The following is a 13179-nucleotide window of genomic DNA, read 5'->3' as shown; positions in this document are numbered from 1 at the left end:
ACCTCTCGTTGATTGCAGTTCTACGTTTAGGGAACAAAAACCGTCTTTACGGTGTCACTCCCAACCACCTTCAAAGAGTTCAATTCATAGCCGATCAACTCGTTTATTGCTGCCTCGTGCTGATTGAGCTTAACTTTTCTGGTCACCAATTTCTCCAGTTCAGGTGTCTCAGCGGCAAACCGCAAAGCCTCCTCGAACATGTAGCGGTATTCGCCTGCTGCGATAATTTTGATTGCATGCTGTACGAATCTGGTAGGGGAAAAGGTGTACCGATACTTCGCATTAATTCCAAAAGGAACAATGCGCCCTCCTCGCTCAATCCATTCCTCCGCTACTTCGAGCTGAGTGCCCACCGTATCGATAATCACATCAAACTTATGTCCCGCGCAGATTTCATCTACGGTAGCTTGATTTAATTGGGATGGTGTTAGAGCAAAATCCGAGATTTCTCTAGCAAATGCCAACCGATAGGGATTAATTTCCGTCGCTACCGTGAGCGCAGCTTTTGATTTACTCACCATTTGACTTAACAGCCCCATTGGACCCGATCCAAGAATGAGCACCTTATCGTCAGCCGTGACATTAGCTTCATTGAAATTGTGCAGCACACAGGCAAGCGGCTCGATTAATACCCCCGTCTCCCAGCTCATATGATCAGGTAAAAGGTGTGCAAACGTTTGTACAGTTGAGAAAAAAAAAGTGAATGTCCCATTTCGATTCAAACCAGCAATAGGCATCCCATTTCCATCGGAGCCTATACATAAGTGCGGCTGTTCTTTCAAGCAAAAATAACATTCATTGCAGCTTTGATTCGGATCGATAACTACTCGGTCCCCCACCTTAACACGGTCAACATTACTGCCAATTTCAATTACGGTCCCCACAGCCTCATGACCGCGAATGATTCCTGGAACTCCTTCCTCTTTACCGGTTATGACCGCTAGATCTGTTCCACAAATGCCTGTCATCTCAATCCGAATCTTAACTTCATCCGGGGTTACAATCTGTGGCTCTTCCCATTCGCAGAGCTCTAGCTTATCATTGGATGTCCACACCAGCGCTTCCATACGCATTCTCCCTTTCGTTTTTCCTATTATCCATATTCCACCAGAATATATCATAACTCCCATGTAAAAGTAAGGTGAATATTGTCGTAAAATGTTATTGTTTACATTTTTATAAAGCTCTCAGATAAATAAACGCTTTAAATAAAAAAACCACCTCCCCCATAAATCAGGAAAGGTGTACCTTTACTAAGCCTATTTTGCAGGCTCCTGTTTAAAAATGATTTTAAAGATAGGGTAGAATATCAAGAACGAAATTGTACTATTGATAATCATTGTAATAATATCCGCTGTTGTCTCCCCCATTGAACCCATTCCCCATGTGTTAATTAATAAGTTATAGATAGGAGCCTTGTAAAATCCTTGCGCCGCGGCAGCACCAATGGTTATAAGAATATACGCTAATACATACCAGAAAGCAGCCTTCCAAACGTTACTGTTTGATTTAAATGTAATACTTCTCTGTGCGAAAAAGTTAATGATCTGTGCAATGCCGAGCGTAATTTGAACGGCAAGAAAATAGCCAAGTCCTCCTCCACCTCCTGATGTAAGCGAACCAGCCGCATAATCGAATATATAATAAGCACTTCCATCAAAGTTATGTCCTAACTGAAAAACTTGAAAGCTTGTAGATAGTAATGATGTCTGTGCAAATATGAGTTTAAATAAAGGCATTAGAACAAGTTGTAATACCGTCATTCCAGCACTCAGTATAAAAAATACTATGAATTGTGCAATATTCGGATGTTGTCCCTTGAATGTATTCCAAACACCCATCATTCCTGTGTTTTTCTCGATATTTACTTCGCTCATACTCTTCTATTTCTCCTTTGAAGCCTAGAAAAAGGAGATACCGTGGTATCCCCCCTTTTCCTCGCTTACTATTTTCCTATCGGTTTATCCATTTCAACACCTTCAAGATTTGCTTTCGACTAATTTTCCCGCCAGTAAAACGGTCGATTTGACGAAAAGGCATATTCAGAACAAAGTAGACATTATTCGCTAGCAGAGGTTTATTGACTGCTTCAAAAAACTTGTTAAAGAAAAGGACAATATGATAGATTGTTTTTCCAAGTGCGTTCTTATATTTAGCTTGAGCAATGGTGTCGTTTAACCCCAAGTCCTGCTTTGGATCCCAATAAGGAGAAGGAGGTTCATAACCCAAGAGCCCCTTATATTCCGCTGCCGTTACTTCATGAACATGTCCGCTAAAATAATGTGGGAATTGATCCTTTGTATGTTCACAAGAAACCGAATCGCCCGTAAGCATAACACGTTCCTTCAAAAGAATAGACTGGATTGAACTTCCGATTTGAATGTCGTAAGCGCCAGGCTCGACCGCCCAATCGTGAATCGTCGGATTATAATACGAAAAATCACGTTCCTCCAGAATCATTGTGACACGTTTGCTTTCACCCGGCTCTAAGCTCACCTTTTCAAAACCTTTTAATTCTCGTTTGGCTCTAAATATCGATGAATCTTGTTTCTGGATGTAGAGCTGCGCAACCTCTTCCCCTGCGACTGCCCCTGTATTGGTGATGGTAAATGAAACCTGATGCTGATTAACCGTTAAATCCGTATATGCAAAGGTTGTATAGGACAGCCCATAACCAAACGGAAATAACACAGGTTTATTCACGGTATCAAAATAACGGTAACCGATAAAAATGCCTTCGATATGCTCTGCGGTTGCCTCCTTACCTGGATAATAAGGAGCAGAAGAGACATCACTATACTTAATCGGGAATGTCTCGCTGAGCTTACCACTTGGGTTGTACTCTCCAAGTAAAACACTCTTTAACGCTTCAGCGCTTCCTTGTCCAGATAAATAGGTATGAACGATAGCTTTGACATTCTTTATAAACGGCATTTCAATGGCACCACCGCCAGCGAGAATCACCACAATATTGGAATTGACTTCTGTTAATGAACGAAGCAGTTCGAGCTGGTTCTCACGTAAGCTAAGGTTTACGCGGTCAACACCTTCGGCTTCGCTGCCTTCGTCCAGCCCCAAAAACAGCAAAATGGTATCTGCTTTCTGAGCTAACGTAACAGCTTCCTTTAGTAGACGGTCATTTTTCCCACCCATTCGCTTGAAGCCTTTCGCATATCCCACAATCGATAAGCCAGATTGACCGAGCACATCGCAGGCATTGGATAGCTTGGTAGGATTAATAAGCGAACTTCCAGCACCCTGGTAGCGAGGATTACTGGCGAAATCACCAATAATCGCAACTTTATTGCCGTGTTTAAGCGGTAATATCTTATCGTCATTTTTCAATAACACAATCGAACGTTTGGCAGCTTCTATCGCTTTATTGTGGTGCTCCTCATAATCGATACGCGATGTATCTTGATCATGGAGCTGGGTAGTAAAGACTAATCCGAGCAGACGATCGACGGCGTCATCCAGCACTTCTTCGTCTAGCTCATTGTTTTTAATGGCTTGCACGATTTCTTGATCCGTAATTCCATTGGTTGAAGGCATTTCCAATTGATTGCCTGCTTTCAACCCTGCAACACGGTCATTATTACCGCCCCAATCCGTAACGACTACGCCATTAAAATCCCATTCACCGTACAGAATATCCTGTAACAAATCGTTATTTTCATTGGCGAACGTGCCGTTGACTTTGTTGTAAGAGGTCATGATGGTTTTCGGTTGACCCTTCTCAACTACACGTCTAAATCCTTCTAAATACAATTCTCTTAACGAGCGTTCATCCACGACTTCGTCAATCGTCATTCGCATATGTTCTTGGCTATTGACCGCAAAGTGTTTAGGACATGCAGAGATGCCGTTCACCTGAATGCCTTTGACCATCTCACTCGCTAATTCTCCCGTTAAATAAGGGTCCTCGGAAAAATACTCAAAATTTCGTCCGCATAACGGATTCCGCTTGATGTTCAATCCAGGACCAAGCAACACACTCACTTTTTCGCTAGCTGCTTCTTTTCCAATCGTTTGACCAACCTCATAGATCAATTGTCTGTCCCAGCTATTAGCCAAGGTTGCCGCCGTCGGAAAACAAGTGGCAGGCAGACTTTTATTTAAGCCTAAGTGGTCTGCCTTTCCGCCTTGCTTCCTCAAACCATGCGGTCCATCTGTCAGCATAATGCTGGGAATCTTCACCCGGTCGATTGCTTTTGTATTCCAAAAGTTTGCGCCAGACATTAAAGATGCCTTTTCTTCTACGGTCATACTTTCGATTAATGCTCTATACTTCAATCTCTTCACCCCGCATGCTTACGCCTATTTTTCGAATAAGTAGGTTTGCAGGATCGTGTACAACACATGCTGAACACTTGTGCGAACCCCGTTTGTGATTCCTGCAGGATCCTTCTTGTATGCTTGTTTTAATAATTTCTCGTTTTTACTTGGTGTCATAATATCAAGCATGAGGTCATTGCCAGCTACAACCGCATCCGGCGCTTTCATAAACCCAAAGACTGCATCGCTGGAAACAAATCCATCAAAGCCCCATTCCTTACGCAGAACATCATTTAACAAGACGGAATTCGCTCCTGCCCACTTTGTCCCGATGATCGAAAAGCTGGACATTGCGCCTAGAGGGCTGCTTTCTTTAACCGTAATCTCAAACGGCTTCAAGTAGATTTCGCGAATCGCTTGCTCGTTGGCCCAGATCAGATTTCCTGAACGAGCATTGGTTTCTTGATCGTTCAGCGCGAAGTGCTTCATAAAGGCAATAATGCCTTGGTCTTCTGCGCCGTTTATCATAGATGCCGCCATTTTTCCTGAAAGCACAGGATCTTCTGAGAAGTATTCAAAGTTACGGCCGCCTTGTGCTGTACGGTGAATATTCATCCCCGGTGCATACCAGCCTTGAATGCCATACGCACGCGCTTCTTTACCAACCGCTTCTCCCATTTGATAGGCTAGATCATTGTTCCATGTTGCTGCAATGACGATTTCAGACGGATATGACGCGGCTTCGATTGGCTTAAAGAAGTAACTAAATCCAGCCGGTCCGTCCATCAACAACGTTTTAGGAACACCCAAACGCTCTACTGCCATCGTTCTATAGGCGCCGTTTGCTACATAATCAATCATTTCGTCCAATGTAAACTGATCCATGAATTCATTCCATTTCGGATCATCAAAGGCTAAACCTTTCAAATCCTCCAGTACTAAGCCATTATTAGCGCCAACCGTTGGCATTTCCATCGTTGAAGCTTCCGGCTCTTTTGAGAATGCGTCGACCACATTTTGCGGTGCTTTATGACTAATATTTTCATCTGAAGGGTAAGTCTTCTCCCAATCATTCCGGGACAAATACGTAACTTCACCTTTTGCTAATTCAAAGCGATTCTCGTAAGGTGTTCCGGTATCCTTATCTTGTTTGAAAACCTTCTTGTCAGCCAACTCAAGGTCATAGCTTGCCACGATATCATGGACATTGCGAGCCACTTTAATTGAATAGGTGCCCTGGTCTAGTACATACGCTTCTTCTACGTTCATATCATAAGAAGACATCTCTTCGGTAGCAAACGAAAGGGTAAGCACCTCGGATTGACCTGCTTCCAGCAGAGACGTCTTTGCATAAGTGGCCAGTTCGATCGCCGATTTTTCAATGCCGCCTGCAATATACGGAGCTGAATAATATACTTGAACAACATCTTTTCCGGCTCTGTCGCCAACATTTTTCACTTCGACTTGTAGTTCAATCTTGTCTTCCGACAATGACTGATTCAGAACCTTCCACTCGAAATCCGTGTAGCTTAATCCATGTCCGTAAGGATATAACACGGTATCTCGATAGCCTGCTTCATCATTTAAAAAGAAGGTTTCATAGAAACGGTAGCCGACATAGATCCCTTCTTGATAATTGAGGAATGAATACTTCAAATTATCGTATTTGTAGTCTCCAAAGTTCTCACTTGCTGGAGCCGATGAATTGTCATACACGTACGTATCCGTGATACGGCCTGATGGGTTGATATTTCCTGCAAGAATATTTCCTAATGCGTTGGCACCGTAAGGGCCAGGTGTTCCTATCCACAAGACAGATTTAATGGATTTAAATTCATTTACGAAACCAAGCTCTAAGGCATTCCCCGCATTTACAACGATTGTGACATTTTCAAATGACTGTGCAACCTTTTCAATCAAAGCGCGTTTATTTGCTGTCAATTTCAACTGTTCAGCGGTCGCATCACTAGCTTCTGTACTCTCACTAGCAATGACAATAATTGCATTTTCCGAATAGGATTTCGCTTGTGCTATGGCTTCGTCCGATAAATAATCGATTTTAGGTTCATCGCTAGAGTTTCCGCCTAACATGCCTTTTACAACTTGAATGACTCCGGTACTCGCCTTGCTGCCCGCTTTTGCACCAACCTCTTGATACAAGTCATGAAGCTCGGTATTGTATGAAATACCTGCATTTTCTAGACCTTTAAATAAATTAACCGCACGGGAAGTATCCCCCGCACCCGATCCTCCGCCGCCATAACGTAGCTCTAATGCAGCTAATCCGAAGACGTTAACCTTTTTATCTTTCAAAGGTAGCTGTTTATCATCATTCTTCAATAGAACAATGCCTTCATTCGCAATTTCTTCAGCTATTTTTCCACCTTGTTCACGTGCTGCAAGCGCCTCAGGGGAATCGGTTACGGCTGTAATGTGTTTTCCTGTCAGCGCATCGATGATGCTAGAAGCGGTTGCACCGAATTGTACGAACAACAATATGACAACAAGCGCTACGATCGACCAGCCGGTGAAACGTCTTGGTCTATTTTTAATTTTCTTGTAGCGTTTCGCTTCTTTTTTCATCGCTCTACGATCTTTGCGACTTAGAGCTTTCAACTCCATTTTTGTTTGTTGCTTTTGCTCTTTTCTTAATTGTTTGTCCTGTTCAATCGCTGCTGTTCGTTCTGCTTCCGGTAGCGCTTTAATTTCTTGCTTTCGCGCTCGCAGCTTAGCTTTATCTTCCTTCACCTTTTGCACGATTTCACTTTTTTTAACGCGTTTAGTATTAAAATTGTCCACCACGGCGACCCCCTCCGGTATCGTCTTTCTTTTTCACAATCATAATATAGCGCTTACATTTTAACTATGAGGATCTTGTCGAAAAAAAAGCTAAATATTGCGTTCATTCGATTTATCAAGAAATCGAGTGAGCAATATTTAGCATTAATCATTAGTCTTTTCTAGGTCGATCATAAAGATTCCGAATATCGGGACTTCGAACTCAAGTGTATGATTTCCCTTTATTTTCAGTTGCTCTACGCTTCTCGAAGGTCGATTAATCGCATTCCAATACGCAATATCTTCGAAGGACAACTTTTTACATTTTCTTAAATCAGCAAGGTCTAATCGCTGATCTATCTGCTCAGTTGTTAATCGTTGCTTGATCAATCGGTATGTCCCTTCAAGGTTTGTAAGTTCCATCTTCACAAAGACATAGGGACTTTTTGCCTTATGCCAAGCTAGTTCCAGTTTTTCCTTATTTTCATTGATAAACAGATGTTGCTCTTCTTCTGGATAAACAGTTAAAATGCGGTAATTATCTTGCTGTTTTGTCACGATACATGAGTTGTTTTTGAACACAATCTCATCAAACAAGCGACTCACAAACTCTGTCGCATACCAATTGTCCTTGTAACGACCATCCGGTGTAAGTAATGAAAGCTTACTTGCCAGCTCATCTGGAAAATACTCAAACAACTTCGCAGAATCGAGTGATAAGGGGGGGAAATAGTGACCTGCAATTTCGTTTTGATTCATTAGGTTTATATATTGCCAAATGCTTGCATTTGCTTGCGCTAGATCCGAATAGGCGTGTAGATAATCATCCTGATCGTAAATCAGCATTCGATCCAAAATACGATTCTGATCTTGTATGTTTGTATTCTCACCAATGACCCGAATGTAGTCTTCATCAAATAGATAATTAAGCGCAGTTTCAAGTGGAATCTTGCGCATACGGGTCCAGTCATCAATGCAATAAACGGCATTATGGCAGATTATATCAAGCAACACCGCATCTTCTGGCGGGATGGGAAAATGAATGACCACGTTCATATAGTTTTTAAAAATTGAAATGGCATTCACTAGCGACAGACGCAATTGCCTGCTATTTTTCATTTCATAGAAGCAGCGGAACTCGTACATCCAATCCTGACTTGTCATATAATTTTGCTGCAGATGGAGATTCAATTCAGTCATTACCGTTTGAAACCATTCATTGTTATGAAATCCCCGCTTCTCCCAATCATCCAAATCTATAGATTGAAATTGAAGGTAGGGAATCATGCCAACAGACACGATCTGCTGCAATATTCGATCCAACTCACTAAATGAACAGACCAGCTTCCCTTCGCTCAACCGTATATCCACTTTTTTAAAAATACGATTGACCGCTACCCACTTCACCCCTAGACGCTGACGCACTTCGAGCAAACGGCTATCCATAAGTTTACCTTTTATTTTAAGAACATGATTCACCTTTGAGTACTGGCCGATCGTTTTATGCAAATCTAATTGAACCTCGATGCGATTGGGGGCAATAGATGGGCCAGCCGGTAATTCACCTAACGGCACATACGGCGATAGTAAGGCTAATACATCTTGGGACAGCTCCGCATCGACACGATTCTGCACCGCTCTTATTTGACGCTGTTCACGAAATTCAGCAGGTGAAAGCTCATACCTTATTTTAAATGCCTCGTTAAATGAGCGTACATTGGGAAAGCCGTTAGCTAAAGCAATCGTGACAATCTTCTCGTTCGTATTTTCCAGCATACGTAAGCTATGAAACAATCGCACTTCTTTGATGTAATTTCCGATTGAAATCCCTAGCTGATTTTTAAAGGAATGTGCCAGGTAGTATTTGCTACTATAAGACTTTTCAGCAATCTCATCCAGGCTGAGTTTGTCCGCATAATTAACATTGATATATGATACAATTTCTTTTACCTTATCCGAAGCAGTATGAACTTGCTTCTTTTCATCTTCTGGCCCAAGATATCGGTACAGCAATCCGATTAAACGTTTCGAATACCCTTCGATGATATAATCAGAACCGGCTCCCGGATATATCCTTTCGACGTACAAGTACGCCATACAATTCTTCACAAGCTCATATCCATCTTTTTTGTACACCATCGATAGTGGAATGTTAAGCTTAAATGCCGGAAACTCCTCTTGATACTCATTGGTTAGAAACTTTACCGAGAGCGTCGCATTCTCTTCACTGCCAATTACACGAACAATATCACCTTTATTGAAAACGAAAATATCGCCTGTCCGAATCAAAATATCCGAACCGTTTCGCATAATTTCCAGATAACCAGAAAGAACAAACCATGCCGTTAACTCCGTCATAAGTAGAAAATCCACTTCCTCAATCGTTTCGATTGCGGCCAGTACGATTTGATCTGATCCATTTTTCTTCTTATTCAAAATCAACAATCTCCTCTTCCAACATGAAAAAATATGTTACTGTTACTGAGTACCTGACCATTTGCTCATAATTATTGATTATAAACGATTGCTCTCTGAAATCTAAAAAAATAGGACGGTGCATCATATGGTATTTGCATTTCTGTTTATATTCGCTATGTACGCGGCAAGTAACTATTACATCGCAAGAAAAATTTTTAAATGGTTACAACATGTATTTCCAAGTATTAATGGGATTATATACGGAGTCATCTACAGCTTGTGTGCGGTAACAATCATTATTAATTTACTATTGTCCTCTTCAGCTATGACGACCGATTCAAGTATTGTTAATTTTATTGGCCAATTCGGGGACTATTGGATGGGGATCTACTTCTATTTGTTCTTGCTGTTACTCCTTTCCGATGTAATCTTACTTATTATTAAATGGATCAAAATCATCCCCTCCCCTGCGCCAAAACGTGTTATTTTTCATACAAGGTCAGTAGTATTAATTCTAGTCATAGGGTTGGTGTCCTATGGGATTTATAATGCGAATCAGATAAAAGAAGTTACTTATCCGATCCAAATACATAAAAGCACGTCGTTAGATCATTTAAATATTGTTCTGATCAGCGACTTACATTTAGGCTACGTAAATGATGTAAAGTTTATTGAAGACGTTGTTGATCGTATTAATAACATGCAGCCGGATATTGTGTTGATGTCAGGAGATATATTTAATGGTAACTACTATGCGCTCTCTAATCCTTCCAAAGGAATAGAGTTATTAAATACTATTCAGTCTACCTATGGGGTTTATGCTTGTTTAGGTAACCATGATGCAGGACGATCATACGATGAGATTGTGAACTTTATAGATAAGAGTAATATTAAACTTCTAAATGATGAGCATGTCGTTATTGATAATCAATTCGTTGTAGTTGGCAGGAGAGATTCATCACCGATTGGTGATCAAGGAAATGCTAGAGCAGTTACTTCTGAAGTGATGGGTAACATTGATACAACTATGCCCGTTATCGTAATGGATCATCAACCCACGAATATGATTCAGTACGGAGATGATGTCGATTTAATACTTAGCGGACATACGCATCAAGGACAAGTATTTCCTGCAAATCTAATCACCAACGCTATGTTTACAGTAGATTACGGGCACTATCAGAAAAATCAGAACAGCCCTAACGTCATCGTCACATCTGGTGCAGGGACTTGGGGACCGCCATTACGCATTGGAACGAATAGTGAGATAGCACTAATTAAAGTTGATTTTAAATAGAATGATTTATAAAAAAAAGCGGACAGCCTTTGGACGAGAATTACCGCCCTAGACTGCCGCTTTTTATAGTTTTACCTAAGGTTGGTGCGGAGAATATCCGTTATCTTGAAATTTGTCTCTCTACATCATACAACGGTTTTTACCCATATCCTCCTGTAGCATAGTCTAGCGATTATAAATACCTTCTTTTATACATCAAGGTAATTTGACCTGCTATGTATTCCGCACTATATTGGCTGCCATCCTTAATCCACCACATAATAATCCCTAATAGTGATGCTGCAATAATATCAAGGGAGACAACCTCCTTAGTGGAATCTATGTTTCTCACGTTTCTTCGCTTTTCGATAGTATTTTTTAATAGGTTGGTTAATTGGTTTTTGAAGCCTTTGTGCTCTACCAATACAGCAAAGATTTGCCGGTATTCATAAAAATAACTTAAAAATGTGACCAACTGCTCCTGCTCGATACTGCTCTTCACTTGTAATAACGGTTCAACCTTCATGGACAGGTCATCAAAGATTTCATGTACGATCTGGCGCAATAAATCGTTAATATCCTCATAATGCAAATAAAACGTTGCACGATTCAGCTCAGCACGGTTGGCGATTTTTTGGACAGTCAATTGAGAAATCTCCACATTCTCGGCCAATAATGAAAAAACAGCATTTTTCAGCATCTTTTTTGAGCGAATGGCTCGTGGATCAACTCTTTTATGTTCGGACATTTCATCCCTCTATTATCGTTTATATAGTATTTCATCAACTAATTTACCCATTCTGTCGATTAGTCGACATTTTCAATAAAATTGCAAATAGGAATACCGTTTAAATGCTGATATGATTTATTTTATCGACACTGTGTCGAAAAAGCAATGAAGAGAGGCCTGCACCATGCAAGAAGATATTAAGGAAATAAATAAAGGAATCCTACTAACCATTCTAATTTTTGGTTGTTTCTTATCTACACTCAATCAGACGCTTTTAAATGTCGCCTTAAGTAGTCTGATGGATGTATTTGATGTCACGGCAACAACTGTACAATGGATTTCAACGGGTTTTATGCTGGTCAACGGGATATTGATTCCGATTACAGCCTATTTAATGAAACGTTTTACAACACGTCAATTATTTCTAAGTGCCATGTCATTTTTATTAATTGGCTCAATCATTTGTGCAGCAGCGCCGAGCTTTAGTCTACTCTTAGTCGGACGGATGATCCAAGCTGCAGGTGCCGGTATTATAATGCCGCTCATGATGAGCGTTGTGCTCGCTATTTTCCCTGTTGAAAAACGCGGCAGTGCTATGGGACTGCTTGGACTGGCGATGATATTTGCTCCTGCTATTGGGCCAACGCTCGCAGGATTTATTGTTGAATATCACTCTTGGCGCTGGTTATTTATCGGCCTCATTCCACTCGTCATCATTGTTATAGCGTTGGCATTCAAGTATTTAGTGAATGTATCCGAGACGTCTAAGTCTAAGCTTGATGTAGTAAGTGTTCTTTTATCAACCGTTGGATTTGGCTTAATTTTATACGGCTTCAGTAGTGCAGGCAGTAAAGGCTGGGACGATGTAGTAGTAATTCTGACCTTAGGGATCGGGATCGCTGTTACGGCCGTATTCTGTCTTCGACAAATCAAGTCTGATGATCCACTGCTGAACCTGTCTGTCTTCAAAAATAAAGTTTTTACGATGACTTCTCTTATTAACGTATTAATCACGATGATGATGTACGCAGATATGATTTTATTGCCTATTTATCTGCAGAATGGCCGTGGTTTTACAGCATTTGATGCAGGACTACTATTGCTGCCAGGGGCGCTCGTAAATGCGTTCATGTCACCCGTCACCGGTAAATTATACGACCGTTTTGGTGCTAAACCACTGTTCATTATTGGTTTACTCTTTATTATTCCATCTATGTGGGCGGTAACTGATCTATCTGAATCTACAACGTATACGTATCTAATGATTCGTACCATTGGCCTGCGAATTGGATTAAGCTTCATCACTATGCCACTCAATACGGCTGGACTAAATGCACTGCCCAAACAACTCGGCACGCATGGTACAGCTGTGAACAATACCGTTCGCCAAATTGCCGGAGCCATCGGTACTGCTGTCGTAATTACGATTTATACAGTACAGGCAACAAGTCATGCGGCCACAGTGATGCAGAGCAACCCCTCTACTACTCCTGAGATCCTTAAATCCCTTGCATCCATTCTTGGGGCAAGTGACGCCTATTACTTTATGATGATTTTATCCGTCGCCGCGTTTGTTATAACATTATTTATGCCGATGAAGAGCAAGATCGCGATTGAAAAGAAAGCAAACCTAGTTAGCAAGGAATAACCTCATACAGTGGAATGTCAAAAGGACAGCTATTAGCTGTCCTTTTACATTATT

The 13179-nt window shown here is 41.2% G+C and carries 8 protein-coding genes; 2 read left to right on the top strand and 6 right to left on the bottom strand.

Translation table 11 applies throughout. The features are described from left to right. Positions 1 to 26: 26 nt before the first annotated feature. From MKX60_RS04350 to MKX60_RS04330, 5 genes are all read right to left on the bottom strand, one after another. The gene (locus MKX60_RS04350; RefSeq protein WP_341059133.1) at positions 27 to 1067 is read right to left on the bottom strand and encodes a zinc-dependent alcohol dehydrogenase; all 1041 of its coding nucleotides are present in this window, start codon (positions 1065 to 1067) and stop codon (positions 27 to 29) included. A gap of 192 nt (positions 1068 to 1259) precedes the next feature. Continuing rightward, a complete protein-coding gene (locus MKX60_RS04345; RefSeq protein WP_341059132.1) occupies positions 1260 to 1877 on the bottom strand; it encodes a hypothetical protein in 618 nt (205 codons plus the stop codon). 76 nt (positions 1878 to 1953) lie between these two features. Beyond that, positions 1954 to 4302 carry a beta-glucosidase gene (locus tag MKX60_RS04340; protein WP_341059131.1) on the bottom strand — a complete coding sequence of 783 codons (2349 nt, stop codon included), beginning with the start codon at positions 4300 to 4302 and terminating at the stop codon, positions 1954 to 1956. 15 nt (positions 4303 to 4317) lie between these two features. Beyond that, complete coding sequence (locus MKX60_RS04335) at positions 4318 to 7074, bottom strand: glycoside hydrolase family 3 N-terminal domain-containing protein (RefSeq protein WP_341059130.1); 2757 nt, start codon at positions 7072 to 7074, stop codon at positions 4318 to 4320. A 144-nt stretch (positions 7075 to 7218) separates the two neighbouring features. Next, on the bottom strand, positions 7219 to 9489 hold the full coding sequence (locus MKX60_RS04330) for a helix-turn-helix transcriptional regulator (protein WP_076298085.1): 2271 nt from the start codon (positions 9487 to 9489) through the stop codon (positions 7219 to 7221). Between the two features lie 127 nt (positions 9490 to 9616). On the opposite strand from MKX60_RS04330, the gene MKX60_RS04325 reads away from it, so the two are divergent. After that, positions 9617 to 10768 (top strand): metallophosphoesterase, encoded by a 1152-nt coding sequence (locus tag MKX60_RS04325; RefSeq protein ID WP_076285036.1) that lies wholly within the window; start codon positions 9617 to 9619, stop codon positions 10766 to 10768. A 172-nt stretch (positions 10769 to 10940) separates the two neighbouring features. On the opposite strand, the gene MKX60_RS04320 is transcribed toward MKX60_RS04325, so the two are convergent. Continuing rightward, complete coding sequence (locus tag MKX60_RS04320; protein WP_339267989.1) at positions 10941 to 11495, bottom strand: TetR/AcrR family transcriptional regulator; 555 nt, start codon at positions 11493 to 11495, stop codon at positions 10941 to 10943. A gap of 166 nt (positions 11496 to 11661) precedes the next feature. Between MKX60_RS04320 and MKX60_RS04315 the strand changes: the two genes are divergently transcribed. Continuing rightward, complete coding sequence (locus MKX60_RS04315; protein WP_341059129.1) at positions 11662 to 13125, top strand: DHA2 family efflux MFS transporter permease subunit; 1464 nt, start codon at positions 11662 to 11664, stop codon at positions 13123 to 13125. Positions 13126 to 13179: the final 54 nt, after the last annotated feature.

Origin of the sequence: Paenibacillus sp. FSL R5-0914, from assembly GCF_038004525.1 — a bacterium.
Taxonomy (GTDB): Bacteria; Bacillota; Bacilli; order Paenibacillales; family Paenibacillaceae; genus Paenibacillus_AQ.
This window is presented reverse-complemented; position numbering and strand designations above follow the sequence as displayed.

What these genes read in the sequence shown, in the direction of transcription:
- MKX60_RS04350 (WP_341059133.1), bottom strand. Translation starts at nt 1,067, where the DNA reads ATGGAAGCGCTGGTGTGGACATCCAATGATAAGCTAGAGCTCTGCGAA.
- MKX60_RS04345 (WP_341059132.1), bottom strand. Translation starts at nt 1,877, where the DNA reads ATGAGCGAAGTAAATATCGAGAAAAACACAGGAATGATGGGTGTTTGG.
- MKX60_RS04325 (WP_076285036.1), top strand. Translation starts at nt 9,617, where the DNA reads ATGGTATTTGCATTTCTGTTTATATTCGCTATGTACGCGGCAAGTAAC.
- MKX60_RS04320 (WP_339267989.1), bottom strand. Translation starts at nt 11,495, where the DNA reads ATGTCCGAACATAAAAGAGTTGATCCACGAGCCATTCGCTCAAAAAAG.
- MKX60_RS04315 (WP_341059129.1), top strand. Translation starts at nt 11,662, where the DNA reads ATGCAAGAAGATATTAAGGAAATAAATAAAGGAATCCTACTAACCATT.